14 protein-coding genes are annotated in these 20,734 nt (G+C 48.1%); 11 read left to right on the forward strand and 3 right to left on the reverse strand.

The features are described from left to right. The first annotated feature begins 13 nt into the window (after positions 1–13). From EL143_RS05420 to EL143_RS05435, 4 genes are all read left to right on the forward strand, one after another. Positions 14–997, forward strand: a complete 984-nt coding sequence (locus EL143_RS05420; protein WP_085415748.1) for a DNA-directed RNA polymerase subunit alpha — start codon at positions 14–16, stop codon at positions 995–997. A gap of 24 nt (positions 998–1,021) precedes the next feature. Then, positions 1,022–1,402 carry a 50S ribosomal protein L17 gene (gene rplQ / locus EL143_RS05425; RefSeq protein WP_085415747.1) on the forward strand — a complete coding sequence of 127 codons (381 nt, stop codon included), beginning with the start codon at positions 1,022–1,024 and terminating at the stop codon, positions 1,400–1,402. Positions 1,403–2,072: 670 nt separating this feature from the next. Next, complete coding sequence (gene miaB, locus EL143_RS05430) at positions 2,073–3,398, forward strand: tRNA (N6-isopentenyl adenosine(37)-C2)-methylthiotransferase MiaB (protein WP_085415746.1); 1,326 nt, start codon at positions 2,073–2,075, stop codon at positions 3,396–3,398. Between the two features lie 76 nt (positions 3,399–3,474). Next, positions 3,475–4,824 (forward strand): NCS2 family permease, encoded by a 1,350-nt coding sequence (locus EL143_RS05435; protein ID WP_085415776.1) that lies wholly within the window; start codon positions 3,475–3,477, stop codon positions 4,822–4,824. Positions 4,825–4,907: 83 nt separating this feature from the next. On the opposite strand, the gene ilvE is transcribed toward EL143_RS05435, so the two are convergent. Continuing rightward, positions 4,908–5,906, reverse strand: a complete 999-nt coding sequence (ilvE, locus tag EL143_RS05440) for a branched-chain-amino-acid transaminase (RefSeq protein ID WP_085415745.1) — start codon at positions 5,904–5,906, stop codon at positions 4,908–4,910. Between the two features lie 324 nt (positions 5,907–6,230). Between ilvE and EL143_RS05445 the strand changes: the two genes are divergently transcribed. The 7 genes from EL143_RS05445 (at position 6,231) to EL143_RS05475 (ending at position 19,318) form a co-directional block, all read left to right on the forward strand. Next, positions 6,231–7,391, forward strand: a complete 1,161-nt coding sequence (locus tag EL143_RS05445) for an MFS transporter (protein ID WP_085415744.1) — start codon at positions 6,231–6,233, stop codon at positions 7,389–7,391. A 94-nt stretch (positions 7,392–7,485) separates the two neighbouring features. Beyond that, positions 7,486–8,217, forward strand: coding sequence for a UDP-2,3-diacylglucosamine diphosphatase (locus tag EL143_RS05450; RefSeq protein ID WP_085415775.1), 732 nt, complete (start codon positions 7,486–7,488; stop codon positions 8,215–8,217). A gap of 218 nt (positions 8,218–8,435) precedes the next feature. Beyond that, positions 8,436–8,972, forward strand: coding sequence for a prephenate dehydratase domain-containing protein (locus EL143_RS05455; protein ID WP_085415743.1), 537 nt, complete (start codon positions 8,436–8,438; stop codon positions 8,970–8,972). Next, positions 8,969–9,589, forward strand: coding sequence for a LysE family translocator (locus EL143_RS05460; RefSeq protein ID WP_054618944.1), 621 nt, complete (start codon positions 8,969–8,971; stop codon positions 9,587–9,589). The genes EL143_RS05455 and EL143_RS05460 overlap by 4 nt, the downstream gene beginning before the upstream one ends. A gap of 171 nt (positions 9,590–9,760) precedes the next feature. Continuing rightward, positions 9,761–12,607 carry an aminomethyl-transferring glycine dehydrogenase gene (gene gcvP / locus EL143_RS05465; protein WP_085415741.1) on the forward strand — a complete coding sequence of 949 codons (2,847 nt, stop codon included), beginning with the start codon at positions 9,761–9,763 and terminating at the stop codon, positions 12,605–12,607. Positions 12,608–12,815: 208 nt separating this feature from the next. Next, on the forward strand, positions 12,816–16,160 hold the full coding sequence (locus EL143_RS05470; RefSeq protein WP_085415740.1) for a M10 family metallopeptidase C-terminal domain-containing protein: 3,345 nt from the start codon (positions 12,816–12,818) through the stop codon (positions 16,158–16,160). A 503-nt stretch (positions 16,161–16,663) separates the two neighbouring features. Beyond that, entirely contained in the window at positions 16,664–19,318 is a 2,655-nt protein-coding gene (locus EL143_RS05475) for a hypothetical protein (RefSeq protein WP_085415739.1), read from the forward strand. Positions 19,319–19,664: 346 nt separating this feature from the next. Here the strand turns inward: EL143_RS05475 and EL143_RS05480 are convergent, their stop codons facing one another. Together EL143_RS05480 and EL143_RS05485 are read right to left on the reverse strand one after the other, a co-directional pair. Beyond that, the gene (locus EL143_RS05480; RefSeq protein WP_085415738.1) at positions 19,665–20,027 is read right to left on the reverse strand and encodes a YbaN family protein; all 363 of its coding nucleotides are present in this window, start codon (positions 20,025–20,027) and stop codon (positions 19,665–19,667) included. A 39-nt stretch (positions 20,028–20,066) separates the two neighbouring features. Beyond that, the gene (locus EL143_RS05485) at positions 20,067–20,636 is read right to left on the reverse strand and encodes a DUF1415 domain-containing protein (protein ID WP_085415737.1); all 570 of its coding nucleotides are present in this window, start codon (positions 20,634–20,636) and stop codon (positions 20,067–20,069) included. Positions 20,637–20,734 lie beyond the last annotated feature (98 nt).

Raw genomic sequence — 20,734 nt, forward strand, 5'->3', positions numbered from 1 at the left:
GAGGGACAGTTAAATGCAAAATAGCACTTCCGAATTTTTGAAACCTCGTCAAATTGATGTAGATACATTATCTGCTACCCGAGCAAAAGTATCTATGCAGCCTTTTGAACGTGGTTTCGGTCACACTTTAGGTAATGCTTTGCGCCGTATCTTACTGTCGTCCATGAATGGTTTCGCGCCTACAGAAGTTACTATTGCCGGTGTTTTGCATGAATACTCTACATTAGATGGTGTTCAGGAAGATGTTGTTGATATCTTGTTGAACATTAAAGGTATTGTATTTAAGCTTCACGGTTGTAGTGAAGTGTTATTGACTTTGAAAAAGTCTGGTGCAGGTCCAGTTCTGGCTAGTGATATTGATTTACCACATGATGTAGAGATCATTAATCCTGATCATGTGATTTGTCATTTGGCTAGCGCTGGTAGCATTGACATGGAAATCAAAGTCGAGCAAGGGCGCGGCTATCAGTCTGTCTCAGGTCGTCGTTTGGGTCGTGATGATAACAGAATTGGTTCTATTCAATTGGATGCAAGCTTTTCGCCTATTAGTCGAGTTAGTTTTGACGTAGAAGCTGCAAGGGTTGAACAACGTACGGACTTGGATCGATTAGTTTTAGATATAGAGACTAATGGTTCGTTAGATCCTGAAGAAGCAATCCGTAGTGCTGCACGCATCTTAATTGATCAAATGTCTATTTTTGCAGACTTGCAAGGTACCTCGGTAGAAGAAGTTGAGGAAAAAGCTCCTCCTATTGATCCGATTCTGCTGAGACCTGTCGATGATTTGGAATTGACGGTGCGTTCGGCTAACTGCTTAAAAGCTGAAGATATTTATTATATTGGTGATTTAATCCAGCGTACTGAAACGGAGCTGTTGAAAACTCCAAACTTAGGTCGTAAATCTTTAAATGAAATTAAAGAAGTATTGGCATCTAAGGGTTTGACGTTGGGTTCTAAACTAGAAGCTTGGCCTCCTGTTGGGTTGGAAAAGCCGTAAGTTTGAATATTAAAGGATAATGACATGCGTCATCGTAATGGTAACCGTAAATTAAACCGTACCAGCAGCCATCGTGCTGCAATGTTGCGCAATATGGCGAATTCTTTATTGTCACATGAAACAATTGTGACTACTTTGCCAAAGGCTAAAGAATTGCGCCGTGTTGTTGAACCTCTGATTACTTTGGGTAAAAAGCCTTCTTTGGCTAACCGCCGTTTAGCATTTAACCGCACACGTGATCGTGATGTTGTTGTTAAATTGTTTGACGATTTAGGTCCGCGCTTTGCTGCTCGTAATGGTGGCTATGTGCGTATCCTGAAATACGGCTTCCGCAAAGGTGATAATGCTCCTCTTGCTTTGGTTGAGTTGGTAGACAAAGCAGTAGAGGTGTCAGAGTCACTGTAAGTAAGTTTTATTCACTTAATACCGTTAGCAGTTTTAATTTGGCTTGCTAAGGGTTGAAAGGGCTGAAATCCATATTATTGGTTATGGAATTCAGTCCTTAAATGTTTTCAATGTATTATTTATGGTAAATAAACAAACCCTGTTATGGCTTGGATGTGGGGTAGTAAGTTTGTTTGCTATATCTTAAAAGTAAAGCGCAATTTTATAAGCTACTGAAGCAGTAAAAAATCGTGATGCTTGGCTGTCGCTCTGATGTCTGGTGCTTGCAGCAATTTTTAAAATTAAACAGCTATAGTAATCAACTTAACTTTTACTATGGCGTTGCTGCGCCTTAGCTTAAAGAGAACGATTTTGTAAGCTGCTAATGTATTGATTAACTATAAACCATGTTTTGTTGAAAATTATGTTTCAGACAGGGGTGGTTATGCTTGGTTGACTTATTTGGTTTGGACCAATGGGAAGAGGTAATTATTTACTCAAATCTTTTTTGACAAACAACGATTTAAATAAATTAAAATTTATACTTTCGAGAAATTCAGCTGTTTACCGCAGCAGAAGCAGACGATTTAACTCGGTAGTGTTTAATTTATCCTGCTTATGTGTTTTGATAGCTTATATTGATTAATCAGCCCCGCGATTACGGGTTTCCTGAAGGAAGTAGAACCTTGTTATGAAAAAAGTATTTATCCGTACTTTTGGTTGTCAGATGAATGAGTATGACAGCGAAAAAATGTTGTCAGTATTGGCTGAGGGTGAAGATTTAGAGCAAACTGATAATGCTGATGAAGCCGATATCATTTTGTTTAACACTTGTTCGGTGCGTGAAAAAGCGCAAGAAAAAGTGTTTTCCGATTTGGGGCGTGTGAGGCCTTTAAAAGAAAAGAATCCCAATTTGATTATCGGGGTGGGTGGGTGTGTTGCCTCTCAAGAAGGAGAGGCAATTGTCAAACGCGCCCCTTTTGTTGATGTGGTGTTCGGGCCGCAAACTTTGCATCGCTTGCCTCAAATGATTGACGAAAAGAAAGAAACCGGCAAATCTCAAGTGGATATTTCTTTTCCTGAAATTGAGAAGTTTGACCATTTGCCTCCTGCGCGTGTTGAAGGAGGTTCTGCGTTTGTTTCTATTATGGAAGGCTGTTCGAAATATTGTTCTTTTTGTGTGGTTCCTTACACACGGGGGGAAGAGTTTTCGCGCCCTTTAAACGATGTGCTAACCGAAATTGCAAATTTGGCGCAGCAAGGGGTGAAAGAGATTAATCTCTTGGGGCAGAATGTGAATGCCTATCGCGGATTGATGGATGATGGCGAAATTTGCGATTTTGCAATGCTGCTTCGGATTGTGCATGAAATTCCCGGTATTGAAAGAATGCGTTTTACCACCAGCCATCCGCGTGAATTTAACGATAGGATTATTGATTGTTATAAAGATTTACCTAAGCTGGTATCGCATTTGCACTTGCCGATTCAGAGTGGTTCCGACCGTGTGTTGAGTGCTATGAAGCGTGGTTATACGGCTTTGGAGTATAAATCGATCATCCGAAAACTGCGTGCCATCCGCCCGGATTTGTGTTTGAGCTCCGATTTCATAGTGGGGTTTCCGGGAGAAACCGAACAGGAATTCGAGCAGACTTTGAAGCTGGTAAAAGATATTGCTTTCGACTTGAGCTTTGTATTTATCTATAGCCCGCGCCCGGGCACTCCGGCGGCCAATTTGCCGGATGAGACGCCTCATGAAGAAAAAGTGCGCCGTCTTGAAGCTTTGAATGAGGTCATTGAGCAAGAAACGGCGCGCATCAATCAAACTATGCTGGGTACTGTACAGCGTTGTTTGGTTGAGGGCGTGTCTAAAAAGGATCCTGACCAGTTACAGGCGCGGACGGCAAATAACCGTGTTGTGAACTTTACCGGACATCCTTCTCTGATTAACCAGATGGTGGAATTGGAGATTACCGAAGCATTCACTTTCTCGCTGCGTGGTGAAATGGTGGCGGCTTAATGTATGAATGCCTGTCTGAAAACTTTCAGACAGGCATTCTGCATTTTTTATTAACTTCTATTTAATCCGAATGATTATGACTGACTCACAAAATAATCTGTTTGAAAAACTGTTCAAGCTTAGAGAAAACGGTACAAATGCCCGCACTGAGATATTGGCGGGTATAACCACTTTTTTAACCATGTGTTACATCGTGATTGTCAATCCGCTAACCCTGTCTAATACCGGTATGGATTTCGGCGCGGTGTTTGTGGCCACTTGCATTTCAGCGGCCATCGGGTGTTTCATTATGGGCGCGCTGGCCAATTATCCGATTGCGTTGGCTCCGGGTATGGGGCTGAATGCCTACTTTACTTATGCCGTGGTGGGCGGAATGGGGGTGCCTTGGCAGGTTGCGTTGGCAGCGGTATTTATGTCGGGCATCATTTTTATTGTGTTCAGTTTTCTGAAAGTGCGGGAGATGCTAGTTAACGCTTTGCCGATGAGCTTAAAAATGGCGATTGCAGCCGGTATCGGCATGTTTTTGGCGTTGATTGCGCTGAAAGGTGCGGGTGTGATTGTTGACCATCCGGCCACGCTGGTGGGCATGGGGCAATTCCGTATACCGTCGCCGGATAATCCTGAAGTGAAAGTGATTAACTGGCCGCCTGTTTTAGCATTGTTGGGCTTTTTTCTGGTGATTATGCTTGACCGCTTTCGTGTGAAGGGTGCGATTATTATTGCGATTTTAACGATTACGGCAATTGCGGCGGCTTTGGGTTTAACCAAGTTTGAAGGGCTGGTATCTGCGGTTCCCAGTATTGAGCCGACATTCATGCAGATGGATTTTAACGGTTTGTTTAACGGCAGCATGATTGCGGTGGTTTTCGTGTTTTTTTTGGTGGATTTATTCGACAGCACCGGTACTTTGGTCGGTGTGTCGCATCGGGCAGGGTTGTTGGTTGACGGCAAATTGCCGCGCTTGAAAAAGGCTTTGTTTGCCGATTCAACCGCTATTGTGGCCGGCGCCGCTTTGGGCACATCTTCCACCACGCCTTATATTGAAAGCGCTTCCGGTGTGGCGGCAGGCGGTAGAACCGGTTTGACGGCGGTTACCGTGGGTGTGCTGATGCTTGCATGTTTGTGGTTCTCTCCGCTGGCAAAAGCCGTGCCTGCGTTCGCTACCGCACCTGCTTTGCTTTATATCGGCGTACACATGATGCGCAGCGCAACGGAAATCGATTGGAACGATATGACCGAAGCCGCGCCCGCATTTATCACCATTATTTTTATGCCTTTCTCTTATTCTATTGCCGACGGCATCGCAATGGGCTTCATCACTTATGCCATCATCAAATTCATTTGCGGCAGAGCCAAAGAAGTTACGCCGATGGTTTGGGTGGTTGCAGTGGCTTGGGCGGCCAAATTCTGGTATTTGGGTACATAGTTTGAATTAAGGCGGTTATCTAAAAATGCCTGTCTGAAAGCAGTTTCAGACAGGCATGTTTGCTTTAATGGGCTGGGGGCTTATCAGCACACATCAACCAGCCAGCCGTATTTGTCTTCAACCACGCCGTATTGGATATCGGTAACGGCTTTGCGGATGGCGTAGCCGCGGTCTTGGCTTTGCACGGGGATTTCTTTGCCGTTGATAACGAACAAAGTTACCGGTGAAATCACTGCGGCTGTGCCGGTAAGGATGGCTTCCGCTCCGTTTTCCACGGCGGCTTTCAGCTCGTCGACGGTGAAGTTGCGCTCGCTCACGGTGTAGCCCAAATCTTTTGCTACGGTCAACACGGAATCGCGGGTAACGCCGTGCAGAAATTCATCGGTAAGTGGTTTGGTGATGATTTCGTTGCCGTTAATCAGGGCGAAGTTGGATGCGCCGGTTTCCTGCACATCGCCGTTGGGGCAGAACAAGACTTGGTTGGCACCGTATTCTTCTTTGGCTTTGAGCACCCAGGGCAGGGCTGAGGCGTAGTTGCCGCCGCATTTCACGCGGCCCATGTGCGGTGCGCAACGCATGTGTTCGGTTTCCACCAAAAGCTTCATGGGGGAACCGACTTTGAAATAGTCGCCCACGGGCGAGGCAAGGATGTAGAGCAAGGCGGTTTCGGAGGGTGTGCCGGCTTTGCCGATAACGGGGTCGGTGCCGATCAGGGTGGGGCGCAGATAGAGGGCGGCAGGTGCGTCGGGAACTTCGTCTGCCGCGCGTTTAACCAGCTCTACCAACGCGTTCAGATAGGCTTCGCTGTCGGGCACGGGCAGGTGCAGCAGGCGGGCACTTTGGCGCATGCGTTCGATGTTGGCCTGCGGGCGGAATAAAACGATGCGGCCGTTTTGCTGGCGGAAGGCTTTGAGCCCTTCAAAACATTCGCTGCCGTAGTGGATGGCGTGTGCGCCGGGGGATAAGGTGAGATCGTGTGCGGACTGCCAGCGCACGGGTTGCCATGCGCCGTTTTCATAAGCCAATACCGGCATTTCTTGGTGAAAGACGCTGCCGAATACGGCGGGAACGGTTCTGCTCATTGTTGTAACCCTTAATCGGAAATTTTCAAAACTATAAAGATACGCTTTCAGACAGGGGTTTGGCAAGGGCTTGCCCGGAATTGGGCGGCTGTGTGTAGTCGGTTGTAGCGGGGAGGAGTAGAATGCCTGTCTGAAAGGCGGTTTGATGCCTTGTGAATGTTTCGCGGCATGGTAACAATGATGCAGTTGGATTGGGAGCGGCCGGAATATTTCGGGTTTCAGAAGGCTTTGGCAATACTTCGGGCCGGTGTGCTTTCCGGAATGGTGTGTTTGGGAATAGGGATAACGGGCGGGCGGCTGCAAATGCCTGTCTGAAAGAATGATATGAAACCTTTTAGCCGTTTGTTGGGTGCTGCTGTTTTTCTGGTGGGCGTGTTTGCGTTTTTGCAGGTGTATGCGGTACAGGCGATTCTGCCTTTGCTGGTGCGGGATTTTCAGGCAACGGAAGTGCAGGCGGGCATGGCGGTGGGGGCGACCGTGCTCGGCGTGGCTTTGATGTCGCCGTTTATGGGCATGCTTTCGGATGCCGTCGGCCGCAAGGTGTTTATCGTAGGCTCGCTGTTTTTTCTGGCGCTGCCTACCGCGCTGCTGGCGGGCGTGCAGTCGATTGAGCAGATGATGGCATTCCGCTTTTTGCAGGGCGTGGCCGTGCCGGGGATTACGGTGGTGCTGATTGCCTATATCGGCGAAGAGTTTAAAACGTCAACCATGACGCGCCTGATGGCGTTTTATGTGGCGGGCACGGTGATGGGCGGCTTTATGGGGCGCTTTATGTTGGGGCATCTGAGCGAGATGACGGGCTGGCGCCCTGCGTTTTATGTGATGGCGGCGCTCACTTTGAGCAGCGCGTTTTTTGTGTGGAAGCAGCTGCCCGCATCGCGCCGCTTTGTGCCCAACCCGCATTTCAAAACAGCTTTGAACACGCTTTGGGGTCATCTGCACAACCGCTATGTGATTGCCGCCTGCCTGCTCGGCGCCTGTGTGTTGTGTTCGCTGGTGGGCTGCTTCACCTATATCAATCTGCATCTGGCCGCAGCGCCTTATCAGCTCAACAGTGCGGACTTGGCCAATCTGTTTTCCGTTTATTTAATCGGCATGGTGATAACGCCTTTGTCTGCCAAACTGATCAACCGTTTCGGCAGCGCGCGCACCATATTGATGGCGGTGGGCTTGTCTATGGCGGGCATGCTCGGCACGCTTGTGTCACCGTTGTCCGCAGTTATCGGCGCGCTGGCATTGATGTCGTCCGGCGTGTTTATCACACAGGCGGCTACCATCAGCTATATTGCGGCCAACGTGAAAGAAGGCCGCTCGCTCGCTTCCGGGCTTTACTACATGGCTTATTACGGCGGCGGCACCATCGGCGCCTGGCTGTGCGGGCTGGCTTATGCGCACAGCGGCTGGCAAGGCGTGGTGTGGGTGCTGCTGGGCGTGCAAACCGCGGCTTTGCTGATTACCTTCAAAGGCATGTTGAGGCCTGTCTGAAAACCCTTGCCGTACTTTTTCAGACAGGCATGCTCTACACGCCGGCGCAAATTAAGTTATGATGCGCCTTAAGTTTTCATCAACACGCACACTTATGCAGCCCACCATTTTCATCGCCGATCTCCACCTCTCCGACGACACGCCCGAGCTGAACCGCTTATTCTTACAAGCCTTAGAAAGCTGGCGCGGCAAAACCGGCGCGCTCTATATTCTCGGCGACTTGTTTGAAGTATGGCTGGGCGACGACATTCTCAGCGAAACCGCGCGCCAAACCGCCGCCGCTTTAAAAGCGTTCAGCCAAACCGCGCCCGTATATTTTATCTGCGGCAACCGCGATTTCCTGCTCGGCAAGCGTTACGCCGAAGCAGCAGGCATGACGCTACTGCCCGAAAACCAAATCATCGAGCTTTACGGCCAAACTTATCTGATTACCCACGGCGACGAAATGTGTACCGACGATATTTCCTACCAACGCTTCCGCCGCATCATCCGCAACCCGTGGCTGCGCAAAGCTTTGCTCTCCCTGCCGCAAAGCCGCCGCCGGAAAATCGCCGCTAAAATCCGCACCGCCAGCAAACAGAAAAAGCAGCAAATGGGTCGGACAGCGATTTCCGACGTTACCGAACAAGGCGTGCAGGCCGCCTTAAGTCGGCATCCGCAAGCACAGGCCATTATCCACGGGCACACACACAGGCCGCATGTGCACGGGCATGTGTTCAAGGGTAAAACGGTGAAGCGTTACGTGTTGCCGGATTGGCATGGTGCGCAGGGTGGGTATTTGTCGGTGTCGCCGGAGAGGGTGGAGATGGAGGTATTAGGAGAATGAATATTTTAACTGTTGGATAAAATAAAAAATGGTATGGCTATTTATGAAAAAAGGATAAATATAAATAAGAAAAATTTAATAACGATTAATATTAAATTTTAAGTTACAGTTACATGATTGATTTAGTCCTGTTAATAAATTAATATATTAACTAACTGATAAATAGCAGTTATTTTTTCATAAGCTTATAGGGATAGTATATTTTTAGGAGACTTAGAATGATTGGAACTTTGGGGAATAAAATGTATCCTTCAACATGTAGTTATGCTGCGGTTGCACACTATTTTTTTAATAGGAATATCTTATTGTTTTCTACTTTTGAGGAATGTATGACGGCATTGAAAGAAAGAAGCATTAATATAGGTGTTGTTCCTGCAGCATATCCCAAAATTAATCCTATCATTATGGATGACGATTTACAGGTTGCTGATACGTTCATGTATCGGATTCCTGATTTAGTTCTAGCTGCAAATCAGGAAAATAATATCAGGCATTTTCATCATTTATACTTTCATCCAGCAACAAAATCATTGTTTTCAAAAATTAATAGTCAATTTTCTTTTAAGGAAATAATTCCTGCTGATTCAAATACAGATGCAGCTTTAAAGGTTAAACAATCAGGACGAGAAAATAATCTGTGTATTACAAACGCATTGTGTGTTGCACAACAGGATTTAAAAGCATTACAAATTCTTAAAGAAGGGTTTGTAATGCCGTTTATTTGTTTTACACGAAAGGGGTTTTCTCCCAAATGAGTTTGTATACATTAATTTATTTCTTTGCTTCAAGCCTACTGATTGCCGCTCTGCCCGGGCCAGCGATGATGCTGGCGATACAAGGAGCGCTTAAAAGTGGCTGGCGCAAAGGTATAGAAGTTACAATAGGGATATTATTGGCTGATGCTGTGTTGTTGTTGGCTGTATGTGTAGGTTTGGGAGAGATGATGGCAGGCTCGCCCAAGCTATTGTTTATCATGGGTATTGCTGCTTCACTATATCTACTGTATTTGGGAGGCAGATCGTTATACGAAATTCGTCGTATTGTGGGTAATTTGCCGGAAAGTACAGACAATGCGGGCTGGAAAACAGGTTTTCTGATTACGGTGGTAAATCCGAAAACTATTGTTTTTCTGTTGGCATATTTTCCGCAATTTGTTAAGCCGCAAGAGCAGATACCGGAAAATGTACAGTTGATTGTGTTGTCGGTATTGTTTTTATTGGCGGTCGCGATAGTGATGACTGCTTATGTGTTTACGGCACACGCTGCAAGAAATCAGTTGTCGAAACCAGTTGTTCGTCGTTTGATATCTTTGATGTTCGGGCTGTTATTGATTTACATTGGTCTGGATGGGCTGATTGAAGTTTTCGGTTGATATATTTCTTAAGGATGCGGGCCGTCTGAACATATTTCAGGCGGCTTTTGTGTTGGTTTTATCTTTATTGAAAGAAAACCCCATTAGCCTTGTAAAACCGTTTAAAATAGCCTGCGTTTGGGCGGCTCTGCGCCGGTTTGGCCGCCTTGCTTTGAATACAAAGGAAAAATCATGAACTTCAACGACTTGTTCAACCAAAACGAATTTGCATCGCGCCACATCAGCTTTAAAGACGAAGTGGCTTTGCTGGAAGCGCTCGGCGAAAGCAGCATGGAAAGTTTTATCGACAACACCGTGCCGCAAAGCATCCGTATGCCGTCTGAACTCAACCTGCCCGAGGCCTTGAGCGAAGCCGATGCGTTGGCGAAGCTCAAAGGTGTGGCGGCGAAAAACAAGGTAAACAAAAGCTATATCGGCTTAGGCTATTACCCGACCCGCCTGCCGAATGTGATTTTGCGCAATGTGCTGGAAAACCCGGGCTGGTACACGGCTTATACGCCTTATCAGGCCGAGATTGCTCAGGGGCGTTTGCAGGCTTTGCTGAACTTCCAGCAGGTGTGCCTCGACCTCACCGGCTTCGACGTGGCGGGCGCGTCGCTGTTGGACGAAGCAACGGCGGCGGCCGAAGCGGTGGCGATGGCCAAACGGGTAAGCAAGTCGAAATCCAACCGTTTCTTTGTGGACGAGCGCGTGTATCCGCAAACTTTAGACGTGATGCAAACCCGCGCCAAATATTTCGGTTTCGAGTTGGTGGTGGGCGATTTTCAGACGGCCTCCGAAGGCGAATACTTCGGCGCGCTGTTCCAATATGTCGGCAAAGATGGCGACGTAGCGGATTTGGAAGCCGTGATAGGCCGTCTGAAAGAGCAAGGCGCGATTGTAGCGGTGGCGGCCGACGTGATGAGCTTGGTGCTGCTGAAATCGCCTGCTTCTTTGGGCGCGGACATTGCTTTGGGCAACACCCAGCGTTTCGGCGTACCGATGGGCTTCGGCGGCCCGCACGCGGCTTATTTTGCGTTTAAAGACGAATTCAAACGCTCGGCACCCGGCCGTATTATCGGCGTATCGAAAGACGCTTCGGGCAAGCCCGCGCTGCGCATGGCTTTATCGACCCGCGAGCAGCACATCCGCCGCGAAAAGGCGACTTCCAACATCTGTACCGCACAGGCCTTGCTGGCCAACTTGGCGGGCATGTACGCCGTTTACCACGGCCCCGAAGGGGTGAAACGCATTGCCAACCGCATTCACGCGCTGGCGGCGGCGTTTGCCGATGCGGTGGTTTCAGACGGCCTCAAAGTGGTGCATGAAGTGTTCTTCGACACCGTGGCCGTAGATTGCGGCGCGAAAGCCAACGAGATTTATCAAGCCGCCTTAAACGCGGGCTACAACCTGCGCCAAGTGAATGAAAACGTGTTGGCCGTGGCATTCCACGAAAAAACTTCTGCCGACGATTTTGCCAAGCTGGCGGAACTCTTCACCGGCAAAGCACAATGCCTGTCTGAAAAAGCCTCAAGCAAACTTTCAGACGGCCTGTTGAGAAAAGATGCCATCTTGCAGCACCCCGTGTTCAACAGCTACCACACTGAACACGAAATGCTGCGCTACCTGAAAAAGCTGGAAGAGCGCGACTTGGCGATGAACCGCAGCATGATTTCACTCGGCAGCTGTACCATGAAGCTGAACGCCACCAGCGAAATGCTGCCGATTACTTGGCCCGAGTTCAGCAGCATCCACCCCTTCGCCCCGCGCGACCAAGTGGCGGGCTACATGCAGATGCTTACCGATTTGCAAGACCAGCTCAAAGCCATCACCGGATTTGACGCGATTTCTATCCAGCCGAACTCCGGCGCGCAAGGCGAATACACCGGCTTGCTGTCTATCCGCCGCTATCACGAAGCCAACGGCCAGCCTAACCGCGACGTGTGCCTGATTCCCCAATCCGCGCACGGCACTAACCCCGCCACCGCGCAAATGTTGGGCATGAAAGTGGTGGTGGTGAAAACCGACGAGCAAGGCAACGTCGATATCGAAGACCTGAAAGCCAAAGCCGCCGAGCATCAACAAAACTTGGGCGCGCTGATGATTACCTATCCCTCCACCCACGGCGTGTACGAAGAAGGTATCCGCGACATCTGCACAATCATCCACGACCACGGCGGCCAAGTGTATATGGACGGCGCGAACATGAACGCCCAAATCGGCATCATGCAGCCCGCCGAAGTGGGCGCGGACGTGCTGCACATGAACCTGCACAAAACCTTCTGCATCCCGCACGGCGGCGGCGGCCCCGGTATGGGCCCCATCGGCTTGAAAGCCCATCTCGCCCCGTTTGCCCCGAGCCACACCGTATCGCCCGTTGAAGGCGCAACCGACGGCATGAGCGCGGTATCCGCCGCTCCCTACGGCTCCGCCAGCATCCTGCCGATTACTTGGATGTACATCACCATGATGGGCAAAACCGGCATGGAGCAGGCCACCCAATGGGCATTGCTGAACGCCAACTATGTCGCCAAAGAACTGAGCGCGGATTACCCGATTCTCTACACCGGCAAAAACGGCCGCGTCGCGCACGAATGTATCGTTGATCTGCGTCCGCTCAAAGCCGAAAGCGGCATCACCGAAACCGACATCGCCAAACGCCTGATGGACTACGGCTTCCACGCCCCCACCGTGTCGTTCCCCGTGGCCGGTACGCTGATGATCGAGCCGACCGAAAGCGAAAGCAAAGCCGAACTCGACCGCTTTATCGCCGCGCTGAAATCCATCAAACAAGAAGTGCTGAAAGTGCAAAACGGCATATGGCCGAAAGACGACAACCCGCTGGTGAACGCCCCGCATACTGCCGCCAACGTAACCGACAGCGAATGGACGCACCCCTACACCCGTGAAGAAGCCGTGTTCCCGCTGCCCTATGTGCGCGGAAACAAATTCTGGCCGAGCGTGAACAGGGTGGACGATGTGTACGGCGACAGGAATTTGGTCTGCTCTTGCCCGCCGATGGAAGTGTATGAAGAGTAAGCTTTAGACTGATGTGATAAGCACAAGTTGAATGCCTGTCTGAAAAAGTTTCAGACAGGCATTTTGTTTGATTGTTTAAATATGGAAGGCTCGTTAGTCAAAATAATTAACCGCTTGTCATTGACATTGTTATCAATTGTCGTGCAATATATCAGTACAAGTTTATATAAAAAAATTTTAAAGGCGAGTTGTCAAAGGAGAAACGATTATGAATCAGAAAAGCTGGATGACAGATGGTAGCGAGCGTGTTGTTTTGGTGTCAGACCCAAATCATTCGGGCAATATTTTGAATAATTTGCAACGGTCCGGCGAGTCGGTAAGCGTGCTTTCTTATCGTGTTCAAAACGGGGAAAGTATTAAAGTAGGTGCAGAACCGGTTAACGAATATGGTTATTACGACAATATCATCAAGATAGATTCGGACGGTTATTATTCGTTTGATGATTCTTATAAGAAATATCCTAAACAATATCCTTTGCGCGTGGATTATGTGTTGCAGCAAGGTAAAAACACAATCAGCTCTTTCATAGAATTTACGGATGGGAAAACTTTTTTCGGGCGTGAGAAACCGGTACCTAAATGGTATGATGCGCCGGAACATGTGGCCAGCAACCATTCTGAAAGCATTAAGGGTAATGTGCTTGATAATGTGGTGGTTTCGGAGGGTAAGAAACAAGATGTTTTTGTTGAATATTTTGGTATTCAGCCGGATTCCAAGCAGATTCCGCATGCAATAGTCAACGCGGGAGAGAAGCTGGTGTTGGCCGGAGTGGGCAGCATGCAGCTGAATCAGGACGGCTCTTATCTCTTTGTGCCGGAAAATGGTTACACAGGGCAGGTGCCCACGATCAATTATGCGGTAAAAAACAGCCGAGATAACAGTATTCAAACTTCAATGTTGGATTTATCTGTGCGTGCGGCAGAGCCCAACGATGCGGAGCGCACGGTGTTGTCCGATGGGGATGAACGCCTTGAGCTGGATTGGACAAACTGGAGAGTGAATCAATATTCAGTTAAGCTGCATACTGGAAATCTGTTGGATGCCGATGCCAATACTTTAGACGGCAAACCTACCGGCAAAGCCGAAATAGTTGATTTTACGTTGGATGGAAAAACTTATGCGGCAGGTGAAACGGCGATACATGATGATTTTGATTTAACGGTAAGGTCTGATGGTTTATATATTTTGTATCATAAGAATCAATATGATGGCCTTTGGCATAATATTCACTATACGCTAAGTAATGGGGTGCATAAGGATAAGTCTGTTTTTGAAGTATATATGTCCGGAGATTCTGACAGCATTTATGATCCGCCTTGGGATAGATATCAAGATCAATACATACCGAATCAAACAATAACGGTTAATGATACGAAATTAACAGGTTCGGTTTTTAAAGAACCCGTATATTTTTATGACGGCCTGATTTTAAGGGTGGAAAGCTATACCGTGGGCGGCATGAAATACAGAGTAGGGGAAACGGCAGCGATTTTCGGTGTGGGCACATTTACCTTAAACAAAAACGGCAGCTACACCGTTTCCATAGAAGGGCAGCGCCATACTGCATTTAAAATACCCGAAATTAAATATTCGATAGGTTGGGGCGGGCATGATATCCACTTTGGCGAAGGTGTTTTGAATGTCAATTTAAACAATAAAATCCCTGTTAACCATTATGCCGAAGCCAATGTTAAAGCAAACGGTCATGCTGATTTAACACAGACCAAGGTTTTGGAGAATTATATTGAAACCGGCAATGTGTTGGATGCTTATGGTGCAAAAGACAAACCTTATATTTCAGGCTTCAAAATAGGCGACACCTACTATGCAACCAATCAAAGCGTTGCGATTGACGGCGTGGGTGCGTTTACCCTTAACAGGGACGGAAGCTATTTTATCAATGTTACACAACTGCCCAACAGCGAACACAATTGGCAAATCCCTGATGTTGCGTTTACGGTAACCAACGGTTACAAAGCATCTTCTTCAAAATTGCATTTTCAGGCAGGCATTAAGTTGATGGAGAAAGAAAAGCCTGTTGTGGATGATGATGAAACGGTGATGTTGACAGGGCAGCAGTTGGAAGGCAGCGTGATTGAATCTCGCGAAGATGCTGCTTCGGAAGTAACCGCTTTTATTTTCGACGGAAAATCCTATCAAGCAGGACAAACTGTAGATAAGGAAGGAGTGGGTAGCTTTACCTTAAACGCAAACGGCACTTACCAATTTATTGCGGATTCTGCGCTGAAACACGACTTTGAGCTGCCTATTGTGTATAAGTTGGGTAGGGGAGGCATCAAGAGTGACGTTTCCGCTCTAACCATTAAATACGATCAAGCACACAATGCGGCATTGGCGGCCGATTTGAAAGATGTGGGAGAGTATTTGGCGCTTGATCCGTTTTGGGAAAAACAGGAAACCATTATTGTGCCCCACAAAGGCGGCTATTCGCCATTTGATGAAAACGGAATCCATGAATGGAAAGGCAATGTGTTGGCTAATGCCAGTAGCACGTTAAACGGCAAGCCGGTTGGTGAGTTGAGTGTGGTCGGTTTTACTGCCGATGGGCTTTATTATGATGCGGGTAGCACGGTTTATCTGAAGCAAGGTGTTTTCACTTTGAATGCAGACGGCAGCTTTGAATATAAAGATATTGGCTGGATTGCCGGGGATGGTGCCATTACTTATATTGTGAGCAATGGAGCAAAAACCACAGAGTCGGCCATGGAATATAGTTATTATGCCTATTGGAGGGAAGACTGGGTTACTGCTCCCCCTGATGTAGGCGAATCATCATATTATAAAGGTGAGGTTATAGCAGGTGATAATCGGAACGGCCTACCGGCAAAACTGGCTGCCAGCGACAGCCATGTGGCAGATTTGGTGGTAGGAGATGTTTATTCAAAAGAGGTTGCGACCACAGATGAACTGAATCCGGATGCTAAACCGAAGTTTATTAACAATCACGACGATATTTTTATAGGCGACCGTTTAAATATTGATAATCTGAGCTGGGATGTAGGCGGTGTAACTATAAAAGGTAGCAGCTATGAGAATTCTGTTGAAGGTTTGAGGGCTTATGTGAAAGCTGCTAAGATAGACGGTGGAGAGCATAAATATTTGAGTGAATGGGGCATGAGTGATAAGGATATTGTGGAATATGTTGCAGTTTCTTTTGTTCAGAGTAACTATGCCTCATTAATGGACACCAATCCGCAAGGAGGAGACGACACGATTATAGGCGGCAGAGGAGCTGATATCATCATTGGCAATGCAGGCAATGACACTTTAACCGGTAATTACGGAGAAGATACTTTCGTATTTATGTTCAACAGTAACAGTGGTCAAGATGTGATTACCGATTTTACAAAAGGTGCCGACAAAATCGTGTTCAGTGATGTGGTGGATACCTCCAAGTTGATTTGGGAGGCAGACATCCGCACGTTGAAATTCACTGGTGTACAAAACGGGCAAACCTACGAAAACAGCATTTATATTCAAAACGGTTCGGTTGACTTGAAACTGGAAGACTTGCTGGGCACCACTGGTTAATCCGTTCATGCCGTATGAACCATGCCTGTCTGAAAGCCGTATTCAAGGCTTTGCCGTTGTATGTTGTTAAGGTAGGGTTCGTTCCAATTTAAAAGTAAATTATCCTTAACCATGCCTGTCTGAAAACCTATATCCGGTTTTCAGACAGGCATTTTGTTTTGTCGCGGCAGGCGGTCGGTAAGCCAGGGCTGTTGAGCCGTTGCATGGGTTAGACCATTTCAGAAAGGAATAAAACAATTGTTGCGTGAAAGAAAACAATTTCGGGCGGAGTGTTAAATAGCTTAAATGCCTGTCTGAAACAACAACTTTTTCAGACAGGCATAGTCGTATGAAGAGAACAGTGTGAATGAATCTATAGTGCAAATAAGCTTATTCGGAAGTTAAGCAGTATAGAACTGGTTTCGGTGTCGACTTTTCAGCTTGCAAAACTCTTTGAGCTAAGGCACAGAATTAAGTTTGTTTGCCATAACAAATTTACCCCCACTTGAAACAGGAGAGTCTATATGAGCAATACCGATACCTTGCAAAACACAACAGTGCAACTTGCTGCTCAAAATGCGGCGGCCGAAGCCGGCAGAAAGCTGGTGGATGACAGCGAAGAGCTTCATGTGGTTTTGCCGCATGTCGATATCAAAACCGATATTCACACCGGTAATGTGTTGGACAATGCCCATTATTGGGAAGGCACGAATAAGGTTAAGGCGGAGGGTGCGTCTGTAACGGAGTTCACCTTAGACGGTAAAACTTATCAGCCGGGCGAAGTTGTGAAGGGCGGCGAATCAAGCAAGCTTAAGCATTTCACGCTGAATAAAGACGGCTCGTATGTGTTGGAAGTTGAAAACGGCGGCCAGATCAGCGGCTTGCAAATCGGCTATAAAGTTGCTGACGGCAATACTACGGTTGATTCAAATATCAACCTAAACATTGAAAGCTGGGGCGCCCATCTTGATCCTTCGGATGCCGCGGATATCATTGCCAACGACAAAGATTCGTTTTTGGATGCAGGCGAATGGGTGGACGACGCCACCGGCAAAGTGAGCGGCAATGTGCTGGAAAACACAGTAAACAAAGCCGGTAAAGAGTTAACGGTAGACGGCTTTGTAATCGACGGCATGAAATACGATGCCGGTGATGTGGCGGCTATTTTCGGTATCGGTACTTTCCAATTAAACGCAGACGGCAGCTATGAATTTTCAGTAGAAGGCCAGCGTGTGGATGCTGCCAAAATGCCGGTTGTCAGCTATATGATTAACAACGGCGAAGGTACGCAAAATGCCGTGCTTTATATTTCCATCGACCGCTGCCAGATTCCGGATGCGCCTTATGCCGAAGCCAACGACAAGGCCGATCCGATTGTGGATTTGAGTACCACGAAAGTACTGGGCGGCAGGGTGGACGGCAGCAATGTGCTGGATCAGTACGAAGGTGACGATAAACCTTATATTGCAGGCTTCCGTATCGGCAATGCCTATTATGCGGCGGGTCAAACCGTTACGGTAGAGAATCTGGGCGAGTTCACCATGAACCGCGACGGTTCTTACCGCATCAACGCCAGCGAGCTTGCGGATGAAAACGCTTGGGTGCCGAGCGTGGCTTATACCGTAACCAACGGTTATAAAGCATCTTCTTCGCTCATGCGCTTCCAGATTGATAAAGATGATCCGTCTGACGAAGATGAAAACGTAAACAGCACAGAGAAAACGGTAACCGGCCAAGTGTTGGAAAATACAAACTATACCGTAACCGAATTTACGGTAAACGACACCGCATATAAAGCCGGCGAAACCGTGCAGATCGAAGGCGTGGGCAGCTTTACTTTGAACGCCGACGGTACTTACACATTGGATGCAAGCAATGCCGCCGCCGGTGTAACCGTGCCCGAAATTGAATATACCGTGAGCAACGGCTTCAAAACCGACACTTCAAGCTTGGAGATTACACTGGGCAGCAGCGCACCCGAGCAACCCGCTCCTGAGCAACCTGCACCCGAACAACCTGCGCCGGAACAACCTGCGCCGGAACAGCCCGCTCCCGAACAGCCTGCACCGGAACAGCCTGCACCGGAACAGCCCGCTCCCGAACAGCCGGGTGGCAACGCTGCCCAAGCCGAGTTGGTTGATGAAGATGAAACGAATGGAGAAAATAACGGCAATGTGTTGGATAATGCTTCAAGCACATTAAACGGTCAGACTGTGGGTCAGTTGAGCGTAACGGGATTCACGGTTAACGGAATGAGTTATGCCGCAGGCGAGTCCGCACAATTTGATGCAGGCAGATTCACTTTGAATTCTGACGGCAGTTATAATTTTGATGCCAATGTTTCACAAACCGTTTACGACTCTCCTGAAATTACTTATACCGTAAGCAACGGTGCGAAAACCGATACTTCTACGCTGAAATTCGGCTATGACTGGGGACATCTTGAAGCAGACGGCCTCTTGCCGCTCCAACATGACTATGAAGTATTGGAAGGAGACAACCGTACAGGTGCGCCGTTTGACGCACGGGGCTTGCATTACGAAACCGATCTGATTATCGGCGACAATTATAAAGAAGCTCCTTCAACCGGCGACAAACTTGATGCGGGCAGCGTTTGGTACGGTACATCCAGTGATATTCTTGTGGGAGACCGTTTGAATATCGATTCGCTGGAATGGCAGTCCGGCACCACCACCATCAAAGGCAGCAGCTACAATGATGTGGAAGAAGGTTTGGACGACTACATGGAAACCCTCCGTCCTGGAGTGGACAGCGACGAGGCGGTGTACAACTATGTGCGCGAAAACTACGCCAAATTAATGGACACCAATCCGCAGGGCGGCGATGATGTTTTAATCGGTAGTCATAATGACGACATCCTGATCGGCAATGCAGGTAACGACACGCTTACCGGCAACGCAGGCAGCGATACTTTCGTGTTTATGATCAACAGCAACAGCGGTAAAGATACGATTACCGACTTTACCGTGGGCAAGGACAAACTCGAATTTACCGATTTAGTCGATAACAGCCAGCTGCTTTGGGATGCCGAAAGCCGCGTATTGAGCTTTACCGGCGAGCAGAATGGCCAAACCTATGAAAACAGCATCACGATCCAACATGCTTCAACCGATACGAAGCTGGAAGATCTGCTGATACCTGCCGCACCGCTTGTTTAACCGGGTAGCATGAATCAACGCCTGTCTGAAAACTTTTTCAGACAGGCATTGTCGTATCGGGAGAAACAGGATGAGTATGGCAAATAAACTTATTTTTGATACGGGGAAGAAAGCCGAAGACAGTACAGGTAGTACGGAACTGATTTTGTTGCTGCTTTGGCAGAGCTTACAAAATCGTTCTCTTTGAGCTAAGGGCAGAAACGCTGTAGCATAAATCAAGTTTATTTTTGATATAGATAAATACAGACAATTCAACAATGCCGTAATTATCTGTTTGGCATCGCCGCTCATGTTGTGGCGTAAACCGAATGCCTGTCTGAAAAGCTTTCAGACAGGCATTGATGATTCAAGCATCGGGCAAGCGGCTCATCCAGATGCCGCTGGCTAGGCAAATCACACCGGCAGCCGCGCCGATCCACCATTGTTCGGGGAAGCGGACGAACATAATTATGCAGGAAACCGTCATCATCGTCCAAGCCAGGTATTTGGCGCGGCGGGGGATGGCGCGATTGCGCTCCCAGTTTTGAATCATAGGGCCGAAGTAGCGGTGCTGATGCAGCCAGCGGTGAAGACGCGGCGAGGCGCGCGCCCAGCATACCGCAGCGAGCAAAACAAAAGGCGTGGTCGGCAACACCGGCAGAAAAATGCCGAGTATGCCCAGAGCCAAGGCAATCGCGCCGAAAAGCCAAAAAACAGAGCGGACTATCATAATCTTACCGTATGTGTGAGCGTGCCTGATGGCAGAGTATTATTTGTGTTTAACCGGGCAGGCTTGCGGAATTTCAAGCTTTTCCCAGCCTTCGTGCCCCATTTCTTCCAATAAAGCGATATTGCGGCCGAAAATCGCTTCGGCGTCGGGAAACGCTTCGGCAGCTTTGGCAATGCTGTCTTCCCTGATCAGATGCAGCGTGGGGTAGGGAGAGCGGTTGGTGTAGTTGCCGATGTCGTGTTCTTCCGTGCCTTCAAACATAAAGCCGGGGTGAAACGGTGCGATTTGGATGATGCCTTCCAAACCATTGTCGATAACCGCTTGGTCGGCAAAGTCAAGCATATCGTTAAACTGGTGGAAATCGGCGAACAATCCGGGATGAACCAGCAGGCTGGTTTCGGTTTCTTCCGGCGGCGTTTCTGCCAGAAGTTGCAGCTCGCGGTCGAGGTCTTCCAAAAATCCGTCAAGATGCTTGGCATGGCTCACGGCGATGCGCACGCGGTTTTTGGCATAGGGCGCTTTGGCAAACGGGCAGAGGTTCAGCCCGATTACGGCTTTTTCCAGCCAAATGCGGGTATGCTCGATAACGGTTTGGTCGGAAAGTGTCATAACACAATATTGCTTTATAAGAACGGGTTGCAATTATAACCATGCCTGTCTGAAAATACATAAGAAATTTTCAGACAGGCATGGTGTGGATATTTGTT

This window comes from Neisseria canis (assembly GCF_900636765.1).
GTDB classification, from domain to species: domain Bacteria; phylum Pseudomonadota; class Gammaproteobacteria; order Burkholderiales; family Neisseriaceae; genus Neisseria; species Neisseria canis.

Coding starts and splice junctions, on each gene's coding strand:
- EL143_RS05435 (WP_085415776.1), top strand. CDS start 3,475: ATGACTGACTCACAAAATAATCTGTTTGAAAAACTGTTCAAGCTTAGA.
- EL143_RS05480 (WP_085415738.1), bottom strand. CDS start 20,027: ATGATAGTCCGCTCTGTTTTTTGGCTTTTCGGCGCGATTGCCTTGGCT.
- ilvE (WP_085415745.1), bottom strand. CDS start 5,906: ATGAGCAGAACCGTTCCCGCCGTATTCGGCAGCGTCTTTCACCAAGAA.
- EL143_RS05475 (WP_085415739.1), top strand. CDS start 16,664: ATGAGCAATACCGATACCTTGCAAAACACAACAGTGCAACTTGCTGCT.
- EL143_RS05420 (WP_085415748.1), top strand. CDS start 14: ATGCAAAATAGCACTTCCGAATTTTTGAAACCTCGTCAAATTGATGTA.
- rplQ (WP_085415747.1), top strand. CDS start 1,022: ATGCGTCATCGTAATGGTAACCGTAAATTAAACCGTACCAGCAGCCAT.
- EL143_RS05455 (WP_085415743.1), top strand. CDS start 8,436: ATGATTGGAACTTTGGGGAATAAAATGTATCCTTCAACATGTAGTTAT.
- EL143_RS05470 (WP_085415740.1), top strand. CDS start 12,816: ATGAATCAGAAAAGCTGGATGACAGATGGTAGCGAGCGTGTTGTTTTG.
- EL143_RS05485 (WP_085415737.1), bottom strand. CDS start 20,636: ATGACACTTTCCGACCAAACCGTTATCGAGCATACCCGCATTTGGCTG.
- EL143_RS05450 (WP_085415775.1), top strand. CDS start 7,486: ATGCAGCCCACCATTTTCATCGCCGATCTCCACCTCTCCGACGACACG.
- EL143_RS05445 (WP_085415744.1), top strand. CDS start 6,231: ATGAAACCTTTTAGCCGTTTGTTGGGTGCTGCTGTTTTTCTGGTGGGC.
- gcvP (WP_085415741.1), top strand. CDS start 9,761: ATGAACTTCAACGACTTGTTCAACCAAAACGAATTTGCATCGCGCCAC.
- miaB (WP_085415746.1), top strand. CDS start 2,073: ATGAAAAAAGTATTTATCCGTACTTTTGGTTGTCAGATGAATGAGTAT.
- EL143_RS05460 (WP_054618944.1), top strand. CDS start 8,969: ATGAGTTTGTATACATTAATTTATTTCTTTGCTTCAAGCCTACTGATT.